This window comes from Photorhabdus sp. RM323S (genome assembly GCF_042879375.1).
GTDB classification, from domain to species: domain Bacteria; phylum Pseudomonadota; class Gammaproteobacteria; order Enterobacterales; family Enterobacteriaceae; genus Photorhabdus; species Photorhabdus tasmaniensis.
Map to the genome: position 1 here is coordinate 18,284 of NZ_JBHFKZ010000037.1, position 23,908 is coordinate 42,191.

Annotated in this window: 14 protein-coding genes; 5 read left to right on the forward strand and 9 right to left on the reverse strand. The window is 42.0% G+C overall.

Annotated elements, in window-relative coordinates; all coding sequences use genetic code 11:
* Positions 1-68 precede the first annotated feature (68 nt).
* A complete protein-coding gene (gene ggt, locus ACGF7G_RS15040; protein ID WP_387466508.1) occupies positions 69-1,832 on the forward strand; it encodes a gamma-glutamyltransferase in 1,764 nt (587 codons plus the stop codon).
* 153 nt (positions 1,833-1,985) lie between these two features.
* On the opposite strand, the gene brnQ is transcribed toward ggt, so the two are convergent.
* The 3 genes from brnQ to phoB form a co-directional block, all read right to left on the reverse strand.
* Entirely contained in the window at positions 1,986-3,317 is a 1,332-nt protein-coding gene (gene brnQ, locus ACGF7G_RS15045) for a branched-chain amino acid transport system II carrier protein (protein WP_133815411.1), read from the reverse strand.
* Positions 3,318-3,666: 349 nt separating this feature from the next.
* Entirely contained in the window at positions 3,667-5,004 is a 1,338-nt protein-coding gene (gene phoR, locus ACGF7G_RS15050) for a phosphate regulon sensor histidine kinase PhoR (RefSeq protein WP_133815413.1), read from the reverse strand.
* 23 nt (positions 5,005-5,027) lie between these two features.
* Positions 5,028-5,717, reverse strand: coding sequence for a phosphate regulon transcriptional regulator PhoB (gene phoB, locus ACGF7G_RS15055; RefSeq protein WP_133815414.1), 690 nt, complete (start codon positions 5,715-5,717; stop codon positions 5,028-5,030).
* Positions 5,718-5,976: 259 nt separating this feature from the next.
* Between phoB and sbcD the strand changes: the two genes are divergently transcribed.
* The 4 genes from sbcD (at position 5,977) to ACGF7G_RS15075 (ending at position 14,653) form a co-directional block, all read left to right on the forward strand.
* On the forward strand, positions 5,977-7,212 hold the full coding sequence (sbcD, locus tag ACGF7G_RS15060) for an exonuclease subunit SbcD (protein WP_133815415.1): 1,236 nt from the start codon (positions 5,977-5,979) through the stop codon (positions 7,210-7,212).
* Positions 7,209-10,898, forward strand: coding sequence for an AAA family ATPase (locus tag ACGF7G_RS15065; protein WP_387466512.1), 3,690 nt, complete (start codon positions 7,209-7,211; stop codon positions 10,896-10,898). Before sbcD ends, ACGF7G_RS15065 begins: the two co-directional genes overlap by 4 nt.
* A gap of 2,163 nt (positions 10,899-13,061) precedes the next feature.
* Positions 13,062-14,027: a tail fiber protein gene (locus tag ACGF7G_RS15070; RefSeq protein ID WP_387466514.1), complete on the forward strand. Its 966-nt coding sequence runs from the start codon at positions 13,062-13,064 to the stop codon at positions 14,025-14,027.
* 2 nt (positions 14,028-14,029) lie between these two features.
* The gene (locus tag ACGF7G_RS15075) at positions 14,030-14,653 is read left to right on the forward strand and encodes a tail fiber assembly protein (protein ID WP_387466515.1); all 624 of its coding nucleotides are present in this window, start codon (positions 14,030-14,032) and stop codon (positions 14,651-14,653) included.
* 331 nt (positions 14,654-14,984) lie between these two features.
* Here the strand turns inward: ACGF7G_RS15075 and dhbA are convergent, their stop codons facing one another.
* From dhbA to ACGF7G_RS15105, 6 genes are all read right to left on the reverse strand, one after another.
* Positions 14,985-15,743 (reverse strand): 2,3-dihydro-2,3-dihydroxybenzoate dehydrogenase, encoded by a 759-nt coding sequence (dhbA, locus tag ACGF7G_RS15080; protein WP_133815416.1) that lies wholly within the window; start codon positions 15,741-15,743, stop codon positions 14,985-14,987.
* A 1-nt stretch (position 15,744) separates the two neighbouring features.
* Entirely contained in the window at positions 15,745-16,620 is an 876-nt protein-coding gene (locus tag ACGF7G_RS15085; RefSeq protein ID WP_387466517.1) for an isochorismatase family protein, read from the reverse strand.
* Positions 16,607-18,250, reverse strand: a complete 1,644-nt coding sequence (locus ACGF7G_RS15090) for a (2,3-dihydroxybenzoyl)adenylate synthase (RefSeq protein WP_387466519.1) — start codon at positions 18,248-18,250, stop codon at positions 16,607-16,609. The genes ACGF7G_RS15085 and ACGF7G_RS15090 overlap by 14 nt, the downstream gene beginning before the upstream one ends.
* Complete coding sequence (locus ACGF7G_RS15095; protein WP_387466521.1) at positions 18,247-19,428, reverse strand: isochorismate synthase MenF; 1,182 nt, start codon at positions 19,426-19,428, stop codon at positions 18,247-18,249. The genes ACGF7G_RS15090 and ACGF7G_RS15095 overlap by 4 nt, the downstream gene beginning before the upstream one ends.
* 325 nt (positions 19,429-19,753) lie before the next feature.
* The gene (locus ACGF7G_RS15100; protein WP_387466523.1) at positions 19,754-20,593 is read right to left on the reverse strand and encodes an ABC transporter ATP-binding protein; all 840 of its coding nucleotides are present in this window, start codon (positions 20,591-20,593) and stop codon (positions 19,754-19,756) included.
* A 99-nt stretch (positions 20,594-20,692) separates the two neighbouring features.
* Complete coding sequence (locus ACGF7G_RS15105; protein ID WP_387466525.1) at positions 20,693-23,779, reverse strand: condensation domain-containing protein; 3,087 nt, start codon at positions 23,777-23,779, stop codon at positions 20,693-20,695.
* Between the last annotated feature and the right edge of the window lie 129 nt (positions 23,780-23,908).

A 23,908-nucleotide genomic window follows, 5' to 3' on the forward strand; every position in this document is an offset into this window, starting at 1 on the left:
AAAATTCGTGTAAAAGTAAGCACTTCCACTTATAAAAATCGCCTCGCAAAATGACAGGAGTTCACAACATGTTGAAAACATGGAAAACACCACTGGCAATAATATCCTTACTCATCTCGTCGCATCTTTATGCCGCTTCAGAACCCGCCGTTGAAGCTAAGAATGGCATGGTTGTCTCGGCCCAACACCTTGCTTCACAAGTTGGTGTAGATATCCTCAAAATAGGTGGAAATGCTATTGATGCAGCGGTTGCTGTTGGCTATGCCCAAGCCGTTGTAAACCCATGCTGTGGCAATATCGGTGGGGGTGGTTTTATGACAATTCATCTGGCTAATGGCACAAATACTTTTATTAACTTCCGCGAAACCGCACCAAATGCGGCAAGTGCCAATATGTATCTGGATAAAGAAGGCAACATTATTAAAGGATCCAGTTTATATGGCTACCTAGCAGTCGGAGTGCCCGGAACCGTGATGGGGCTGGACAGTGCCCTAAAGAAATATGGCAAACTCAATCGTCAACAGGTCATGGCACCTGCAATTAAACTGGCTCGTGAAGGTTACATACTGACCCGAGCAGACACCGATATTCTGGACACTTCAATCAAACGTTTCCGCAAAGATCCAGAAGCAGCCCGCATCTTCCTGCGTAAAGATGGCTCCCCTTATCAACCGGGCGACAAGTTAATACAAACCGATCTGGCAAATACACTGGAATTAATCGCCAAAGAAGGACAAAAAGCGTTCTATCATGGGGATATTCCTAAACGGGTTGCAGAAGCAGCCAAAAAATCAGGCGGCATTATTACCGAAGCCGATTTCGCCAACTATAAAATCTCAGAAACACTCCCCGTCACCTGTAGCTATCGCGGTTATAAATTTATCTCTTCACCGCCACCCAGTTCAGGGGGAGTAACAATGTGTGAAACTCTGAATATTCTGGAAAGCTACAACCTCAAAGAAATGGGATTCAACTCTGCTGATTATATTCACACACTGACGGAAGCGATGCGTCATGCCTATATGGACAGAAATACTTATCTTGGCGATCCGGAATTTGTCAAAAACCCAATCGATCGCTTACTGAGTAAGAGCTATGCCGAATCCCTGCGTAAAAAAATAAAACCTGGGGAAGCGACATTATCAGAAAATGTTCAGCCGGGTGTTGGACCACATGAAAAACCAGAAACCACACACTACTCTATTGTAGATAAAGAAGGTAATGCGGTTTCAACCACTTACACAATCAATGGGCTTTTCGGTGCGGTCGTCATCGCACCAGGAACAGGTTTCTTCCTCAATGATGAAATGGATGATTTCACGACAAAAATTGGTGAAAAAAATCTGTATGGACTCGTTCAGGGAGCGACTAACTCTATCGCCCCCGGTAAGCGCCCACTATCATCAATGAGCCCAACACTCGTCACTAAAGACAATAATATATTCCTTGTTCTGGGCTCACCCGGCGGCTCGCGTATTATCTCTATCACGTTGCAAACGGCCTTAAACATCATTGATCACGGTATGCCACCTCAGGAAGCGGTCAATAGCCCCCGCATACATCACCAATGGTTACCAGATGAAGTTTATTATGAGCAACGTGGTATTTCTAAAGACTCACTGAATTTGCTGGAAAAAATGGGATATAAGATGGTAGAACAAACACCGTGGGGAGCTGCCGAGTTAATTATGGTTGGTTTACCAAAAGCCGCCGGCGTTTCAAATACAGGCCATTCGGGTAACGATGCTGCCGTATCTGGTCAAGTTCGTGAAAACTATTTCTATGGTGCCAATGATGTTCGGCGTCCAGCAGGTGCTGCTATAGGTTACTAATGACAGCTCGATCAGGAAACCAGCAAACCATGTATGTAGAAACCATGTAGAAACAGCTCAAGATATCGGGATGGAATACCTTTCTCAGGCACCCCATCCCGTGCTTTCTCTAACTGACTGACGATGACAAACGGTCAAATAAACGGACCATCATCACTGATGGCTTTGACTTTCTTGTGAACCAGAACGTCCCCAAATACGGTCATAAATACCAAACACAACCAGAACCAACAGGGATGGCGCTAACCAAGCTAATCCTTGATCAGCCAACGGTAAACGAGTTGCCCAGTTTGGTAATAAATACACCAAGGTTTCTGATGACTTGATAGCATCTAAAATACCAAACAGCAGACTGATTAACATAACCGAAGCCAAAACACGGCTGAAATTATTCCACCAGCGCAGAGTAAAACTCAGAACAATCAAAACGATACAAGGTGGATAAATCGCAGTCAGTACCGGAATAGAAATATTAATCAAATGACTCAGACCAAGGTTAGAAGTCAGCATAGAGAACAAACCAAGGATCAGAACCAATGAATGGTAAGACAAAGGCAGATAACGGCTGAAAAACTCAGCACACGCACAAGTCAACCCAACCGCAGTCACCATACAGGCGACAAAAATCAACACAGCGAGGAAAAGAGAGCCAACATCACCAAAAGTATGCTGAACATAAGCATGCAAAATTACAGCGCCATTTTCCGCATGAGGAATTAATGATCCACTGCCAGAACCCAGTTTGAACAGAGACAGATAAACCAACACCAGACCGAACCCGGCAATCACCCCTGCCCACGTCGCATAACGAGTCAACAATGAAGATGAAGCAACGCCTCTTGAACGCGCCGCGTTAACGATAACAATACCAAATACCATAGCGCCTAAGGTATCCATCGTCAGATAACCATTAACGAAACCACTGGAGAATGGGATTTGCTGATAAGCATCAATTGCAGGAATTGAGCCCCCCGCGGGCCAAAGTAGAGCAGCAACACCAAGTATACCTAACGCCAGCATTTTAATGGGTGCCAGCACATGCCCGACAGTATCAAGTAAACGACCAGGGTAAAGCGAGACAGCAATCACCAGGGCAAAATAAATCAGACTGTAAATAAAGAGCGGTAATTCACCCGAACCGGCAAGGGGAGCAATACCCACTTCAAAAGAAACCGTTGCAGTACGTGGAATTGCGAATAGAGGACCAACAGCCAGATAACAAACCGTCGCCAGCAACAACCCCGCAACCTTACCAATGGGTGAACTCAGTTCTTCAATACCACCGCCTACTTTTGCCAACGCGATGATTGTAATCACCGGCAAACCAACTGCGGTGACTAGAAAGCCTAATGCAGCCACCCAAACATATTCACCCGATTGTAATCCCACCATTGGAGGAAAAATAATATTTCCCGCCCCTACAAACAGGGCAAAGGTCATAAACCCTAACGCCCAAATATCCTTAGATGATAAACGATTTGTCATAATAATTGTTAATTTTTTGTTACCATTTTAATGGCTTGAATAATATAAATACCGCCAATAGTTAAGCCAGCATTGGCAATATTGAACCCTAATTTAACGATTTATTATCAAAATAATATTCACCTGTACCTGTTTAATACAGAACCATAGTGGTTATTATAGATAGAATCGCCAGCAACTGCCCACAAGTAAAACTTTTATAGTGCCAGAAGGCAATAGATAAACCAGAATGCAGAGTCATATACTGCACTCTTTTTCAAAACCAGTGATTGCTGTTAGCTATCATTGAATACACACTATATGATTTGTGTTTTTTTTAACCTGCAACACTAATAATTAATTACGAAGATTAATTATTACTTTTAATCAAACTATCCTTATCTCTTTTACTGGTTATTCTAGCCGGTACAATCAATCCTGACGGTAAAGTAAAATTAAAAGTTGTTCCTTGACCTACTTCACTGGAGATTTCAAGGTGGGAATGGTGGTGATGTAAAGCATGCTTAACAATAGCAAGACCGAGGCCGCTTCCCCCCGTTTGCCTGGAACGGGCTTTATCTACCCGATAGAAACGTTCGGTCAAACGGGGTAAATGTTCTGCACTGATACCGGGTCCATTATCTTTCACGGTAAACTCGGCACCGTGGGAGTTCTTTTTCCAACTGACATCAATCTGAGTACCTTTCGGGGTATGATTCACCGCGTTATAAACCAGATTCGACATTGCACTACGAAGCTGCTCTTCATTGCCGAAAACCTTCAGTTTTTCACCAATATCAAAATTAATTTTATAGCATTCATTACCAAGCGCAGCGGCTTCCTGACGCAATACCTTAAGCATCAGAGGCACATCAACTATTTCATTCATATCAATCTGAGGAGCAGCTTCGATTTTAGAAAGCTGCAATAACTGCTTCACCAGACTATCCATCCTCCGGGTTTGCTCCTGCATCGTATTCAGCGCTTTATTACTCAGCGAGCCAGACACCTCCTGATCCTGCATGACTTCCAAATAACCCTGCAATACAGTTAAAGGGGTACGCATTTCATGGCTGACATTCGCAAAAAAGTCACGGCGGGCATTTTCCAAGGCCCGTTTCTGCGTCACATCTCTGGCAACCATTAATAGTTGCTCTCCAGAGTAAGGCATAACCCGAAACTCAACAGTGAAACCATTATTTAATTCTATTGATAACGGACGTGCAAAATCCCTGGCAAGCATATACCGATTAAAATCAGGATAACGCAGTAAATTAAAAATAGGCTGCCCATTGTCCTCAGGCCAACGAAAACCCAGTAAATGCTGGGCCAAACGGTTACACCAGAAAATATTACCCTCAGTTGTCATCATAACAATGGCATCCGGCAATAATTCAGCGCCACTACGAAACCGTTTGATCAACAGCGCCAGTTCACGGCGCCGTTTCCGGTTCCGTTGCTGCATTTGGTGAATACCGTAAAAAATCGGCTCCCATCCTCCTCTTCCCGACGGTGGCAGCATACTGCGATCTAACCATAACCAATCCGAAAGTTTCAGCAAATTATAGCCATGCCATATCAGCGCCAAAAATACCGAAGCAAACAAACACCAGGATAAATGACCAATAAATATCGACAAAACTAATGCAGGCAAACCAAAAAGAAACAGTTCTGAAACCAGTTTTTTCCAGGATAAACGTTCTAACACATCAGGTTCTCCGGTGCGCAAACTCAGTAACGGGTAGAAAAACGATAACCAGTCCCACGAACGGTCTGCACCATTTTATCATGACCACCAATCTCTAATACTTTACGTAAACGGCGAATATGTACATCAACAGTTCTGTCTTCAACATAAACATTTGCTCCCCAAACATAATTGAGCAACTGTTCACGGCTGTAGACCCGTTCAGGATGAGTCATAAAGAAATGAAGTAACTTAAATTCAGTCGGCCCCATATCCAGCGCCAGATCCTGGCTGGTCACACGATGAGAAGTGGCATCCAAAACCAAACCATCCATTTCAATGATATCTTCCATCACCATAGGTGAAATACGCCGCAATACCGCTTTAACTCTGGCAACCAGCTCTTTAGGCGAGAAAGGCTTGGTTATATAGTCATCAGCCCCAACTTCAAGGCCACGAACCCGATCTTCCTCTTCACCACGTGCCGTCAACATCATCACCGGAATATCACGGACATTATTATCCCGTTTCATTTGCTTGATTATCTGCAAACCAGAACCACCAGGGATCATCCAATCCAATAACACCAAATCAGGATAGGGTTCAGATAAACATGCCAGCGCAGAGTCATAATCTTCCGCCTCTACCGGCTGATAGCCATTTTTTTCCAGCACAAAACAGACCATCTCACGAATCGGAGCTTCATCTTCAACGACCAGAATACGTCTTGTCATGGTTAATCCTGTTAAATATTGAGATAAACGCGATTGAGTTTTAAAGGCATTATGCGTCAGATTTATGACAGATTTATGAAATCCTGCCTTGGTTATCCTCCACCTGCAATCTGTTTCGCAACAATTAATTTAACAATTGTCATATTTCATCATGAATGCGAAGCGGCTCGAAGATATATTCACGAAGCCAGATTTAAAGGCGACATTCAGAATATAGCTATTATAATCATCATTCACTTTAACCCATTGCGGTGGCACTATGCGTATTATTCACACTTCGGACTGGCATCTTGGTCAATATTTTTTTACAAAAAGCCGGGCTGCTGAACATCAACATTTTCTGCGTTGGCTGATTAAACAGGTTGAGGATTACCAGGTCGATGCATTAATTGTTGCCGGAGATGTATTTGATACCGGCTCGCCGCCCAGTTACGCCCGTGAACTATATAATCGCTTTGTTGTTGAACTGCAACCTACTGGCTGTCAGTTAATTATCCTTGGTGGTAATCATGATTCCGTGGCAACGTTGAATGAATCAAAGGAATTGCTTTCCTGCCTGAATACCACCGTCATTGCGAATGCTGACGAAGATCTACAAAAACAGATAAAAACACTTAACACCAGGGCAGGTAAAGCTGGCGCCATCCTCTGCGCAATTCCTTTTCTGCGGCCAAGAGATATTATGACCAGCCAGCCAGGCCAATCAGGAGAACAAAAACAACTGGCGTTACAGGAAGCAATTGCAGAACACTATCATCAACTCTATCAGCAAGCATGTAAATTACGTAATGAGCTGGATTTGCCCTTACCTGTCATTGCCACCGGGCATCTTACCACCGTTGGCGTCACTGCCACAGATTCAGTCCGGGATATTTATATTGGTACACTTGATGCCTTCCCAGCGCAAGCTTTCCCACCGGCAGACTATATTGCACTTGGGCATATTCACCGGCCGCAAATCGTCGCCAAATCTGAACATATCCGTTATAGCGGTTCCCCCATACCACTCAGTTTTGATGAAGTCGGGCAGGAAAAAAGTGTCTGTTTGGTAGAATTCACCCAAGACAAACTGGGATCCATTAAACTTTTACCCATTCCTCAATATCAGCCCATGCAGCTTATCAGGGGTGATCTGCAACAAATTGAGCAACAGTTACAAACGCTTAATGACTATAAAGGCGAGCACCCCGTCTGGTTAGATATTGAAGTTGCCACACAAGATTACCTCCATGATATCCAGAAAAGAATTCAGTTGCTGGTTGCAAAACTTCCTGTCGAAGTCATTCTGCTGCGGCGTAGTAAAACACAGCGGCAAAACAGGCTAGCACAAGAAAACAGAGAAACCCTGACAGAACTCAGCGTTAACGAGGTTTTTACCCGGCGGCTTGAACAATCAGAACTTAAAGATGAAGAACACAAAAAACGTCTGACTACCCTTTTCGAACAAACACTGAATACTATCTATCAGGATAAAAATAAGGAGGAACAGGCATGAAAATTCTGAGTCTGCGGCTGAAAAACATTAATTCATTACAAGGTGAATGGAAAATTGATTTCACAACAGAGCCGTTCACCAGCAATGGTCTATTCGCCATAACCGGCCCTACCGGGGCGGGTAAAACCAGCTTGCTAGATGCTATCTGTCTTGCGCTTTATCACAAAACACCACGCCTGACGACGATTTCTGCCTCACAAAATGAACTGATGACCCGCCACACAGCAGAATCACTGGCTGAGGTTGAGTTTGAAGTGAGAGGTATCGCCTATCGCGCTTTCTGGAGCCAACGACGAGCACGTAATCAACCTGACGGCAACCTGCAAACGCCCAAAGTCGAACTCGCACGCAAAGAGGATGGCAAAATCCTGGCGGATAAAATTCAGGATAAGGAAGAGAAAGTCACTGAAATTACCGGATTGGATTATGGCCGTTTCACTAAATCCATGTTGTTATCCCAAGGCGACTTCGCCGCTTTCCTCAATGCTAAAGCAAATGAACGGGCTGATTTATTGGAAGAATTAACCGGTACTGAAATTTACGGTATTTTATCCCAGCAAATTTACCAACAACATAAAGAAGCACAGTCAGAGCTGGATATTCTGCAAGCCAAGGCATCCACCATTGATTTGCTAACGGAAGAGCAGCATCAACAATATCTGGAACAACAGCAGCAACTCACCCAGGCTGAATCGCAACTAAATCAGCAGATAAAAACACGGCAACATTCGGAACAATGGCTGATTCGTGAAGAAGAGCTCCAGCAATTTGCGACTGAAAATCATGCGGCTTTACAACAAGCAGAAACAGCGCTTACCCACGCAGAACCACAACTGCAAAAACTGGCTAGCAGTGAACCCGCAGAAATACTTTGCCCATTGTTGGATGACAAAAATCGCACTCAAAATGAGCATCAGAAAATCAGTAAACAGTTGGAAGAGATGCGCCAGCAACTTCAACAGCAGCAGCAGACACTCACACCAATGCAACAAAAAGTGACTAATGCAGGCTCTGCCAGAGAAACACATCAACAACACCGGCAACAACAAGAAAAACTGATATCAGAACAGGTGATCCCATTGGATCATCAAATTGATGGTCAGATCAAAGATCTGAATTTTACTCAGCAACAAATCAGTGAACAGAAAACAGCACTTGAAAACCGTTGTCAGCAATATGACATGGCAAACCAGCACGCTCTGTCATTAAATAGTCAAAGAAAACAACTGGAAAACCATTTCGAGCAGCAACCTCATCATCAATATTTCGGTGAAAAAATTGCTTTCTGGCAACAGAAATTCTCTTGGTGGCAAGATCAGCAACAACAGATTGATCACCAAACTCAAAAAATTGACAAACTCACTATCGAAATCGCACAGCTCAACAATAGCCTGCATAAACAAGAAGCAGGCTTAAAACAACAGATTGAACATAACCAACCACTGAAACTGGCATTTGAACTGGCAGAGCAGCAATTTTTTAATCTGCAAAAGCAATATTCACCGGAGAAATTACAAAAACAATTAACTAAATCTCAGGAACAACTGACACTGCAACATAAACTGGAAATATTGTCCCCACAAATCCTGCAATTACAAGCCGCTATTGCCAGTAATCATATTCGCTTACAGCAACCGGAAAAATTATTACAGGAACTTCCGGTTCAAATTGGAACTATTGATAAACAACTCTCAGACAAACAGCAACATTTAACCGATCTTGCTCAACGTATTCAGTTAGAACAAAAGATTGTCAGTCTGGAAAAAGAGCGGGCGCAACTCAAAGAAGGCGCGCCTTGTCCACTTTGCGGCTCTGAACATCATCCGGCTATTCAGGCTTATCAAAAGATTGAATTGCCAAAATCAGAACAACGGCTAAAAGATTTACGTCAGCAATTTGAAGAACTGCAAGCGACCAGAATATCGTTAATTAATAAAAAAGAGTTCCAACAGCAACAATACAACCATATCTTGCAAGAAATTACTGACGCTGAACCAAAATTGAATTCATTAATTCAACAATGGCAGCAAACTTGCAAAACATTACAAACTGAAATCTCTCCTTCAGATAAACCGTCACTTGAAATATTTGTGCAGCAGAACCAATCGGCTTATCAGCTTTGCCTAACCCAATTAGCCGAATTTGAACTGGCAGAAAAAGAGCATCAAAAAACAGAAAAAGCGCTAACAGTACATACAGAACAGATTAAAAAAATTGAGCAAAGCATTGAGCTGAATAAACAACAATACAATGCCCTAACAAAACACCGGTATGAACTGCAACCAGAGATACAGCAACAGCAAAGTAAGCTGGCTGATGTTATCGAAAAAATGAGTTCTGAATTACAGGAATATAATTTATCACTGCCAATCCTGAATGATACTGAAAACTGGCTGCAACAACGTAGAAATGAGTGGCAGGTATATCAAAACTGCCGTGAAAACTGGCAACAAATCCAAAAAGAACAAGCTGTTATTCAAAATCAGCTTGAATCATTGAGTAAACAAAAAGAAGAATACACATCCCATTTAAACGTATTTAATCAAAAAGAGCAGCAACAGAAACAGCAACTTGCCGATACGCAACAACAGCGCCAAAAACTATTTGGTGAACAGTCGGTTGCGAAAGTGGCTCAGGCATTACAGCAACAATCTCAGCGGTTGGAAGAAGAGTACCAACAGGTACTGTCATCTCTGCAACAGGCACAATCCAGTATCAGCCTGCTTACTGGTGCCATTCATGAGGCAGAAAAAAACAGCAGCCAGGCTGAACAACAAAAGCAGCAGGCAGAACAGAATTTCAATTCTGCGTTAGCAAAAAGCCCATTTGCCGATCAAAGTACCTTTGAAGCAGCACTGTTATCACAAGAGCAACGTAGAGAGCTGCAACAACTCAAAGAACAACTTGGGCAACAGCAGATACAAGCCCAAGCTTTATATCAGAAAGCAGAAGAGGCCCTGCAACAACACCGGAAAAATCGCCCTGAATTGCTTGCCCAATATACAAAATCACAACTGACTGAACAGTTGGCAAACATCACTGATGAACTGAAAAGAAATACCTTACAACAAGGAGAATTGAGAAACCTGCTCGGTAATGACGCAATTCGCCGTCAACAGCAAAAATCCTTGCTGGCAGAAATCAGCTATTGCCAGCAAAATTATGATGACTGGAGTTACCTAAATAATCTGATTGGCTCCGCAGATGGCGCTAAATTCCGCCGTTTTGCTCAAGGACTAACATTGGATCATCTGGTTCATCTTGCCGATAAACGGCTGAGAAAACTTCACGGACGCTATTATTTACAACGCAAAAACAATGATGGCCTTGAACTGCAAGTTGTTGATACCTGGCAAGCCGATGCCATTCGTGATACCAAAACGCTTTCCGGTGGCGAAAGTTTTCTGGTCAGCCTCGCTCTGGCTTTAGCTTTGTCTGATTTAGTCAGCAATAAAACCTGTATTGATTCACTGTTCCTGGATGAAGGCTTTGGCACACTTGATCCGGAAACCCTCGATATTGCTCTTGACGCTCTGGATCATCTGAATGCTTCCGGGAAAACCATTGGCGTCATCAGCCACGTCGAAGCCATGAAAGAACGAATTCCGGTACAGATAAAGGTTAAAAAAATTAATGGACTTGGAATCAGTAAACTCTCACCTGAGTTTCGTTATAACAAACAATAGCGGACCTAGATTCGCATAAAAAGCCATCACCAAAATGAAGGCACCATGGCAGGATCCCACGTTGTTTATCCTGCCATGTTTAATTTATTTATCGGCGATTTTATACTCGGCTTATTTTACATTTACCTAGCTTGCCTCATTTAAAAGCAAGAATATAGAAGTATTAAGGATTTTATATCAAGGCTAATTTAACTCAATAAATGTAACTTTTCATAAGGAGAATTAATCGCATTTAATCGAAAACCATCAACCATTAATCGCAAGTTGAAAAGAACCCGCACGTAAAATAATATCATCCAAACAGATAAGTATTAAAGCGCTTTCTCGCCGGTTATTTTACGGAGAAAACCCTAAAAATAACGCAATTAAAAAACGGATAAAAAAGTTAATCTGGCAGGATTTAAGCCTTGAAAAGGGAGTGATTATCAGGGAAAAAAGCAAGGGGTATTTCTTCCCACGTTGTTTACCCTGCTATATTTAATTCGTTTATCAGCTATTCTATATTACGCTTATTTTACATTTAACTAATCTACCATAATAATTTAAAAACGTGAATGCAGCAGTATTAAAGACTTTATATCACAGGTATTAAAGCGCTTTCTCATCGGTTATTTTACGGAGAAAACCTTAAAAATAACGCAATGAAAAAGCGGATAAAACAGTTAATCTGGCAGGATTTAAGCCTTGAAAATGAAGTGATTATCCGGGAAAAATCAAGAGGTATTTTTCATGGCGGGATCCCACGTTTTTTACCCTAGCTATATTTAATTCATTTATCAGCGATTCTATATTCCGCTTATTTTACATTTACCTAACTTACCATAATCATTTAAAAACGTGAATACAGCAGTATTAAAGACTTTACATCATAGGTATTAAAGCGCTTTCTCGCCGGTTATTTTACGGAGAAAACCTTAAAAATAACGCAATGAAAAAGCGGATAAAACGATTAATTTGGCAGGATTTAAGCCCTGAAAAAGAGGGCGATTATCCGGGAAAAAAGCAAGGGGTATTTTTCATGGCGGGATCCAACTTTATTTACCCTGCTATATTTAATTCATTTATCAGCGATTCTATACTTCGCTTATTTTATATTTACCTAACCTACCATAATTATTTAAAAGCGTGAAGACAGAAGTATTAAAGCTTTATATCAATGAAAAATTCAATTCAACTCAATAAATAAAAATTTTTATAAGGAGAATTAATCGCATTTAATCGAAAACCATCAACCATTAATCGCGAGTTGAAAAAAAATCCGCACGTAAAATAATATTATCCGAACAGATAGGTATTAAAACGCTTTCTCACCGGTTATTTTACGGAGAAAACCCTAAAAATAACGCAATTAAAAAACGGATAAAATAGTTAATCTGGCAGGATTTAAGCCTTAAAAAGGGAGTGATTATCCGGGAAAAAAGCAAGGGGTATTTTTCATGGCGGGATCCAACGTTGTTTACCCTGCTATATTTAATTCGTTTATCAGCTATTCTATATTCCGCTTATTTTACATTTAACTAACCTGTCATAATCATTTAAAAACGTGAATACAGCAGTATTAAAGACTTTACATCATAGGTATTAAAGCGCTTTCTCACCGGTTATTTTACGGAGAAAACCCTAAAAATAACGCAATTAAAAAACGGATAAAACAGTTAATCTGGCAGGATTTAAGCCTTGAAAAGCGGCGAAGAAAAGCTGGCTGGCCTGTATACTTCCGGCTAGAGGTTTTTTAAGGGAAAGCCAGATATGCTGAAAGACTTTAACGAATCTGCATAAGCTATTGATAAGTTTATTAAAACTAAAACAGAATATTAAAATATTATTTTTCATAATTTAAAAAGCATTTATTCCAATCATTATTTTATTCTATTTAGAATATTTTTAGATTTTAACCTTATTGTCATATGCATTTATTTTCCGGTGAGTTACTGTAACATCATGAAATATAAAAAATCCCCAGAGGAAATAGGTGGGTAATAGTTCACAGCCATTAATATTTCCTCTCCCTTATACAAAAATAATTAACCCTGTAAGTTATAAAAACACTCAATTATTATTTTTCTGAGCTAGACTATAATTGACACCAATTGAGAGAAGTCACCTGTGCGATAATTAAACACATTAATTACATAGGAACATTATTTAATTCAAGAGGAACATATGAGCCAGAAAAATGATTTTAAGGCTTTTTCCATTAATGATAATGCTAATGTAGTGAGTCAAGAAAGATATGAAGAAATTCAAGATATTCAGACTGGGTTTCCACAAAATGATATCTCTACCCATGTATTAAATAAGGTATTACGCCAATCGTCAACAATAGCCTCTGTTGTAGCTAATTTTATTGCGACACAATTTAGTGATGATGTTTTGGATGATGGGAATATAGCCAGACTCACAGCTCAATTAAATAAAGCCTTAGAACAGAAAATTGCTGTAAGAGTTCCCGATGCCTCGTTAACACAAAAAGGTATTGTTCAACTGACCAATGAGATTGGTAATGATGACACATTGGCAGTGACACAAAAGCTTGCTCAGGAAATCATGAATTCATTGCGTGAAAATATTAACAGTAAAATACCCAATAGCCGGAAAATAAATGGTAAAGCGTTAACTGAAGATATTAATCTGAATGCGAGTGATGTGGGGGCATATACTCAGGCAGAAGTATATACAAAAACAGAGGTAGATAAACTGATTAAAACAACCAGTGAAGTCCCTGTTGGTGCTCCTATTCCCTGGCCGTTGCCTCACCCACCTATAGGCTATTTCACTTGTAATGGTTCAGCTTTTAATAGATCACAGTACCCAAAGTTAGCAGAAGCTTATCCTGACGGTAGATTACCCGATTTAAGAGGCGAGTTTATTCGTGGCTGGGATGATAAGCGTGGCGCTGATAATGGGAGAACATTATTATCCTGGCAGGAAAGCTCTACAATATCTTCATACGCTATCTTACTCACAGATGATAGGATAGCGCATCACTTAACGAACATGGACGGCTCAGCATCCTATAAGTCATATTACCCATATAAAGCACCAATAGAAAAAGTTTCTGCTAGAGTACATTATCTTCGGCTCAGACCCCGCAATATCGCATTTAACTACATCGTAAAGGCAGATTAATAATGACACGAGAATATATTTTAGATTCAGAAACCGCTATATTAGGTGAAGACGGATTAGCAACTCAAGCTGGCTGGATAAAAGTTTATCATGCTAATACTTATTCGAGGGAATTCACTGGGACGGATTTCGAATATGTTGCAGAAGGTGTAGGTTTGTCAGCGAGTTCTTACCTTGACGCACCAGACCTTCCCGATTCTGATAATATGGCTGTACGCCGTAGTGATGACGGAAGTTATTGGGAAATCGTCCCTGACCACCGGGGGAAAATAGTTTACAACACGCAGACGGGTGCACAGCAAGAAGTAATTGAATTGGGTGAATTACCAGAAACATTGATATTCAAGCAACCGGCTACCGAGTTTGACAAGTGGGATGGTGAAAAATGGGTAACAGACGTTGAAGCACAAAAGGCCAGTCAAATTAATCAAGCAGAACAACAACGTGCCGCTCTTCGCCGACAAGCCGATGAAGTTATGACTGTGCTGCAATATGCCGTTGAAACTGAAATGGCATCGGAAACCGAGAAAACGTTATTGCTAGGCTGGAAAAAATATCTGGTATTATTAAGTCGGGTTGATATTTCATCGGCACCAGATATTAACTGGCCTGAAAAACCGCAATAATAATAGCGTTAAAATTTTGCCATCTTTAGATATTGATAAAGAGCTATTTTTTAATCCTCTCTTTGATTTAATAAAAGCTCGTATAAAAGCGAGCTTATCGATATTTTATGAGTAATTGGCGTGAATTATAGGGAGTTGCTTTTAATAATTGAATCTACCAATTAAAAATCACTTTTTATAATGAAAATCTCCATAAAAAGTAAGATCCGGCCCTGATGAATTGCTCCCGAAAACTTAAGTCTGTATTGAAGATTTCAAGTGCTGGAAATGAAAAAGATATTTTCATTTCCAGCAATCTCCAATACAGCGTTTTATTCATCATAACAGGCGATTAAGCGCCAAGCGTTGCACCACCATCAATGACAATATCTTGTAACGTAATATGGCTTGCGAGATCAGAGGCCATAAACAAGACCGCATCAGCAATTTCTGCTGGCGTCGCGATCTTCCCAAGTGGAATTCCAAGTTTGAACAGCTCAGGAAACCCCTGAATGACTTGCTGTTTAGACGCTTCTGTTTGCCACATACCACGCTGCATTGGCGTATCTGTCGATCCTGGTGAAATAAGATTACAACGAACGCCATAAGGTGCTAATTCCAACCCAACACTCAGGCAGAGACTACGCAGCGCAGCTTTAGATGCGCAATAGGCCGACATGCCAACACGAGGAACATGAGCCGCATTTGATGCAATAGTGACAATTACCCCCGCCTTTTGGCGTTGAAACTGGGGAATAGTCGCCTGAAATAGATTGAATGCCCCTCCCGCATTGACAGACAAGCACTGTTGCCAATCTTCAAACGTTGTCTCCTCAATCGCGCCAAGGCGTAATATTCCTGCACCATTGACCAGCACATCAAGTTGCGGCTGTTGTGCAAGAAGTTGTTCACAACAGCGCGAAACGGCAATAGGATCACTGATATCAAGCAAATACGGCGTAAAAGGCAAATCCCCCTCAGGGAACGTGATGTCAAACCCAATCACCTTCGCGCCCGCTTGTTGAAAACGGTAAGCCGTCTGATAACCAATACCGCTACCAGCACCCGTTACCCAGACAACTTTATCGCTAAAATCAAGCGCAATACTCATTTCAAGCTCCCTGACGCTCAGTGAATAATGCCATCCAACCATTTATTGTTGGATTTTTCATTAGCGAAATAAAATCCATTTCATATCCTTGCTGCCGCCAATGGGAAATGAGAGACATAATGCGTATAGAATCCAGCCCATAATCGAGCAAGTTCTCATCATCACCAATATCGCCGCAATCTTCATCTAATAAAGGCAGTAATAGCTCTTTGAGGCGGGTTTTATTCCATTGCGCTTGTTTTACATCTAAGGCAACAAGAAGCTGCTCAGTAGTCTCTACACGCCCACAGCGCCCAGCGGTATATTTAAGCGCCATCATATGTTCTTCATAACTGAAATCGGCTAAAGCATCCGCAACCATAAAGGGCTGTATATCACGCATAAACGCATCAGTCGCTGTCATTAGACAGCCAATATGTGCATAAACACCGCAGATAATAAGTTGATCACGCCCAGCTATTTTGAGCTGTTGCTCAAAATCAGTACGCTGAAATGCGCTATATCGCCATTTATCCATGACAATATCACCAGCCTGCGGTGCGAGCGTCTCTGTAATTTTTTGCAGTTCAGGGTGGCAATTCAGCCCTGGTCCCCACATATCATTTAACAGCGCCCTCTCCTCATCACTCTGCTGGTTGGGTTGAGCGGAATAAAATACCGGTATTCCATTTTCCCGGCAGATTTCTATCAGCCTGGCAATATTAGTCACGACTTGATCAATTAATGGACTATTTTCTTCCCAGAAGTTAAGAAAGTAATTTTGCATATCATGAATTAATAACGCAGCCCGATTTTTATCCAACGACCAATTGACCTTGTTTGTCGGAAGTCCTTCTGCCACAGGTAAATCATAACTATTAAGTTTAGGAATGCTCATTTCTTTCTCCAACGAGTGATGGCTGAACAAATTGTTTAGCAAGTTGACGTAATTGTTGTTTGTCTATTTTTCCGATAGGGGTTATCGGCAGTGAGGGAACAGGTTCAAACCGGTCAGGCAATTTATAATCTGCTATTCCCTGCTCACGCAGATAACGCCGTAGGACTACGGCTTTTATCGGTTTTCGTAATACGACAAAAGCACAGCTTTTTTCACCCATTAGCGAATCAGGAATAGCAACAAGCGCGGCATAAACGACATCTGGGTGCCGAAGCAACAGATTCTCAATTTCCTCAGCCGCAATTTTTTCCCCACCGCGATTGATTTGATCTTTTTCACGCCCCACGACTTGTAAATAACCATCAGGTGCCATGATGACGAGATCCCCAGAACAGTAGAATCCATTACTATCAAAACACTGCTGATTATGCTGTGGACTGAGATAATATCCGCGGAAAGTATAAGGCCCCTGAGTCATCAATCGGCCAGCGACGCCGGGAGGAACAGGATTGCCATCGTTATCCGCAACCCAAACTTCATCATCCTGACTGGTCGGACAGCCTTGCGTCGTAAAAATATGCTGCTCGTCATCGTCCAGCCGGGTATAGTTCACTAATCCTTCAGCCATACCGAAAACTTGTTGTAACTGGCACTCCATCTCTTTTGGAATACGTCTTGCCAGGCTCTCGCTTAACCTTGCCCCTCCGACCTGTAGCAATCGCAAGCTTTTTAGTGCGTCACAGTTACCACTTAGTGCTATCGCTTCAAGCCATACACTGACTGCTGGCGGTATCAATGCAGTAACATTCACTTGATGTTGCTGGATAAGCGGAAAACAGCAATCAGCACTGGGGTTATTCGCTAAAATGACCTGCCCTCCGCTGTAAAACGCCCCCAATGCCCCCGGTGAGCTCATAGGAAAGTTATGCGCAGCAGGAAGTGCACATAAATAGCGAGTTTCAGCATTAAACTGGCAAATTTCCGCACTGGCGCGAATACTGTAGTAATAATCATTATGCGTTCGGGGAATAAGTTTAGGTGTCCCTGTACTCCCCCCCGACAATTGGAAAAATGCTACTTCATCAGCCGGTGTGGGATTAGCGATAAAATCATCCGCATCTTCTACCAATCGCGTCTCAAAATCCAGAATACTGTCATTATCACCACGTAAGACAACGTGACACAAAGACGGTGTACGGGCTCTGAGTTCATCAATAAAATTGTCGTCGCTAAACAAGGAATGGTTGCGATCGGCAATCAACAATGCGGGGTTAATCTGATCAGCATAAGCACACAGTTCACTGCGCTGATGGCTAAATATAGCGTTAACCGGAACTACCCCAAGCCGTAATAAGGCAAAGAAAACAATATAAAACTCAGCCTCATTCCCCAATTGAACTAAGGCGGTTTGTCCTCGTTTAACACCTTGTCGTTGTAATGCTGCGGCCAAACTATCCACCAGCAGGTTAAGTTCAGCATAGCTGAACTGACGATCTCCACAGATAAGCGCAATTTGCCCGTTGTTTGACTGACGGGTCAAAATGTCACTAAGCGGGAGATCTATCCAATAACCACACTGACGATAGCGCTGTTCCAGCGCTTTCGGCCAACGATTAAATTCAACTATCATGCTGGACATGCCTCCTGTGAAAACTCGAATGCACGCATCATCGTTGAAAACTTAACCTCTGTTTCCAGCCACTCTGACTCTGGTTTCGAATCAGGCACAATGCCAGCTCCTGCAAACAGCCTTACCCGTGAACCATTCACTTCACCACAGCGGATAGTCACCACCCATTCACCGTCCCCTTTCGCGTCACACCACCCCACAATGCCGCCAAAGAGGTTTCGTTTAAACGGCTCTAATTCCTCAATTAGGTTTTTCGCGGTTTGATACGGTGTGCCACAGAGGGCCGGAGTAGGATGAAGCAAGCAAGCAACAGAAAGTGCATTTTCCTGTGGTGCCTTTAACTCTCCCTCAATATCGGTGGCAAGGTGCCAAAGTACAGGCGTGCTGATGGTGGAAGGCATTTCAGAGATATGTAGTTTTTGACAACGGCTTTCGAGTACGTTTCTCATCATATCGGTCACCAACCGATGCTCATAATTATCTTTGACGGACTGAATAAGCGCCTGGCGTAATTTGTAATCGTCTTGCTGGTTTTCACTGCGCTTTGCAGAGCCTGCCAGCGGCTGTGAAAAGATAGTATTGCCCTGTTTACGCACTAATAATTCTGGGCTGGCACCAATCAATGCCCCATTTTCCAACGGAACATGGAAGTTATAACACCAACTATTTTGCTGATTGAGATGCCGTAATAATTGAATTGAATCTAATGGCTGATGGGTTTCGATATCGAGTAACCGCGAAAGAACAACTTTGTCTAATGTATGATTGCGCATTGCAGCAATCGCAGTGTTCACCATCTGACTAAAGTGTGCTTTATCAGGCCACTGGATACGTCTTTTTTCTGTATAGATTGAATTGGAAATAAGCGAGGGAAACTGCTTTCTTTGGAACCAATTGCATTGTTCAGGGACAAAAAGTGCCGCATTTTGCTGTTTATCGAATGGAATTGCACCCACCAGGACAGGGTTTTCAATCCCATCGCTCTTCGCTTGCTGGAATAATTGACGTATTTCTTGCTGAATCAGGCTATCAGGGTTTGCTGCATCATCAAGTGGCTTTGACACAATCGCATATTGCCCCTGTGCTAACAGACTTTTACTGGATGAAAGAAACAGAAAATCCTTATTATTAAGATCATTAAAACCAGTCAGCAAAGTATCTCTATATAGATCTGGCACAAGTTTTACCTCTATCTGTTAATCGTGTAATCACGAAAATGGAATTCTTGCCTCGACATAACTTTGCATCACTTACTATAAATAAAATGACGATTTAAATTGCCAATAATAAAATTTTGATATGATTTAACTTTATAAAAATGTATATGTTTAAAACATTTCTCCCTTATTCCATGTGGAGATTCCATTTCGCATCATCCTGTTATTCTGCCTGATCTTAAAAATTGTTAATTGAGTTTATCAGGCATAGCCCAACGATATTCATATTATTTGAATATTAATAATTATCAATACAATTATCAATAAATACGTTTAAAAACCATCGCTATCCCTCGGTAAAACGCCGTCCCTGCGGAATAATTAAGGGAGTATGGCTGACGGGATCATCAATAATAACACAATCGAGTCCAAAAACCTCAGAGACTAATGTTGTCGTCATGATCTCACCAGGCACCCCTTCCACCACAATCCGTCCCCCCGCCATTACAATTAAATGATCTGCATACCGGCAAGCCTGATTCAAATCATGAAGCACAGCGATAAGCGTATATCCGGATCCTTGATTAAGGTGGCAAAATAACTCAAGCAACTCAATTTGATGCGCAATATCAAGATAGGTTGTCGGTTCATCAAGCAGTAACAATGGCGTTTGTTGAGCCAGCACCATAGCAACCCAAACCCGTTGGCGCTGCCCACCTGAAAGTTCGTCAACAACGCATTCAGCAAGCTGGGTCACTCCGGTCGCATCCATTGCCTGGCGCACCGCTTCATAATCCTCATGACTCCATTGACGTAATAACCGCTGGTGGGGAAAACGCCCGCGCGCGACTAAATCAACCACTTTGATCCCCTGAGGAGCCTGCACACTTTGCGGCAATAATCCCAGCTGACGGGCCAAAGCGCGTGTTGGTATAGTGTGGATATCATGGCCATCAAGGCAAACCCTGCCATATTCCGGGCGCAGCAGACGACATAAACTTCTCAACAGCGTGGATTTGCCGCAGCCATTAGGACCGATAATCACGGTAAAACGACCATCAGGGATACGCAGATTCAGTTCATCACAGACAACATGTTCACCGTAACCCAGGCGCAATTCTTCCACACTCAAGCGACAAGGTGATAAAACACATTGGTTATCCGGTGTTAACGCTGACGTTGTCATCAATTTTCTCACAAAAACGTTATTAATCAGTCTGCATCAATATTCATATCAATGCAGACTGCAAGAGGATTATTCAGTGTTGAATAGAAACCCTTGTATTCAACGGTTATCTATGTGCTCAGATAACCTTGGCAAGACAGCCCTAAGCGGTATATTGCTATCCTGTGTTTTTGCAAACAGCCCCAAAATGCCATTGATCGTCTCTGATATTTGAGCGATTTGAGCCGCACTATAACGATCTGAACGATAATTAAATAAAACACGTACCGTTTCTGCACCTGCGATCACTTCTTCCATAATTTCAAAGTGCAGCCCCAACAGCGACTCCTGCTTTTCCAACACCATCTGTTGAAATGCAATCTGGCTTCCATCCAACATATGGAACTCACCGCTCAAGCTATTTTTCGCGTGCAACTGAATATATACCTCGAACAAATGATCTTTTCCTTGATCTGCATGGCCTGATAAGGCTTCTTCAATCAGATCAATAGGGATATCGGTATAAGGCAACGAGTCATTGATGTTGTTCTTAACCTGAGTGATCAGATCAGTAAATGTCATTTGTTCAGTAAAGCGAACCCTGTGCATCACAACCGTAGTAAAATAACCAACAGTGTCAAAGAAGCTCGCATCATCACGTCCTGAAGCCGATGTTCCTACAATAAGATCATCGGTTGCCCCCAGTAAATTGAGCGATGCAACAATACTGGCGTAAAGAATATTAAAGAATGAAGCGCCATTTTTTCTGGCAAGTGACTGCAAGCCCTGAGCCACCACTTTTTCAATCTCAAACTCAATGCCTTCACAGGAATTCGCCTGCCCAGATAACTCGCTGGCTGCATTTTTGAAAATGGGTTCTCCGCTTGGCGCGCCCCGTAAATTATTAACCCAATAATCAAGATGGGACTGATTCATTCCCTCATTATTTTGCCTGACTGCATATTGAAGGAATGGTAAAGGTTGCTCTTGCCATGTTGGCGTCTCATTTATCAACCTGTATTTATAGGCATGTTTCAGCTCTTCCATCAGCAAGGTAACAGACCACTCATCCAGTACCACATGATGAAATAACATGGATAAAAACTGCTGTCCTGAGACGTTATCGGTGACAAATTTAATGCGCAAAGGCAATTCCTCAGCGAGATCAAACAGATATTTCCCCTCTTTTTTTAATATTTCTTCTGAGGAGAGGAGACCATATTCATGAGAACCCCAAAACCACTGATAGCCCGATAAATCCTTCATTGGAACGACACGTTGATAGATTTCGCCCTCTTCCTCATAAAATAGGCTACGCAATACAGAATGTCTTTGCAGTACATCAAAAAAAGCTTGCTTAAGTACCTGCTCATTAATAATTGCCGAAAATTTTAAAATAAAAGGTAAGTTGAAGATATCGTTGAAATCAAATGCCGCATACGCTTTCCATAGAGATTTTTGCGCAAGGGATAAAGGTGCGACAGCCGAAATATCTTTTTCGGATTGTCCTTCGCTCAATTCATCTTTGTTTTCATCAATAGGTTCATGACATTGTGCATATTCGGCAAGTTTCAACGCAGTCGGATAACTAAAGAGATGGTTAATATGGATCTCTATGTTATGTAAGCTCAGTAATCTGCCTATCACGCGGGTGGCAATGAGTGAATGCCCACCAAGATCGAAAAAGTCATCATTGACTGTCATTTCCGGTGAGGAGAGCGCTTGCCTGAATTCATTCAGGATAATATTGGCTATTTTACGATGGCTATCGCTTTTGTCAGTTGCCTCATGTTCTTTTTGCTGTTTGGCGAGAATAAGTGCTGTACCACTGATATCTTGATGTTTTTTCTTCGTTGGAAGCGAAAAAACAGACGTAAGTTTTGGCGCAATAGTGACATCTTGTTCATGAATAAAGGTACAAAAACCTTCTAACAAAAATGCGCCAATATGTGCGGATACTGACGGGCCCGTGATTAATTCAAGAAACCATTGCCCATCATTTATATTTCCAGCTGCCAGCGAGATATCAAAATGCGCGTTCAACGGTGGAATGGGTAATAATTCAACCATTGCATCATTCAACCTGAGTGATGACTGGGGCTGATTAAGCCAAGTCACAAGAATATGTGGGCTGTCAGGTCCGAACTCTACCTCATTGCCAATTTGTAGCTTGCCGCTTTCTATCTGCCTTTCAATATCGGCAATTATTTTATCCAGGCTTTTGTCATCCCGGCACACACGCAACGACATTAATTCTGAGTAGAAAAATGGGCTGTTGAGTTCATCGTGGGTATATTCTGAGTCGCACGATACACTGACATTCACCTCCAAATGAGAGCCTATCATTGCAATATAGTAACCAAATAATGCCGTTACTGTTGCCAATGCTGAATATGCTGTGTTCTCCACAGGCAAAAATGGAGCAAGTGCATCAACATTGATTGATGTACGATATCTGCCCACAAGACGATGATGAAAAGCATCATCAAGGTAACTGATTTTACCCGTTTCTTTAATTAGCACGCCCCTAGCGGTATCAGATTTATAGAGCCAAGGAATACCAATCTTTCCAGACTCACATGATAACCATTTAGCCGGAATTGCCTTGCGAAATACATCTTCCTTGCCAAATCCGATAGTCTTCAAACCATTATTATAGACATCAGAAAGCCGGGTAAGCATCTGCGGCCATGACATGCTATCTCTCAGAATATGATGCACAATCACACCCAAAATAACCCCACGCTTGCCATTCATAAACAACATGAATTTGACCGGTGGATGTTCATCAAGCCCGATAGGTCTGCACTGATCCTTAAGTAGCCTATTTATCGCTTCTTCATCAGACTGAATCTGATAAATTTCGATAGGAGAATCCGCTGTTGGATCGCAATATTTACGCAAATCGCCTTCATCATCAAAACGATACCTAACATGAATTCCAACTATCTCTTTAGCAAGAAGCTCTAATGCCCTGATAAGCTGGCCTATGTTGATATTTCCTGTCAATGACCAGGCACAGGCAAACTGACCGGAAGCATCAGGATCCTGTTGATGATGAAGCCACATCATCTCTTCAAATTCAGTTAAATCCTTTTCAGTTTCTTGGGCTTCCGAAGATGAGTGACCATCAGCATGGGCACTGAATACTTCATCCAAAAGCAGCGCTTCATCATCTGTCAGTATCCGCTTAAACTCTCTTGCCATATTGCCGCTTCTCCAGTCAACGCAGGGCTATATCTACATACTAATCTTTTGCCATTTTCCGGACAGAGGATGTGATCCCACACATACAACCACCCTCCATTTTTTGTCGGGTAGAATAAGTTTTACACC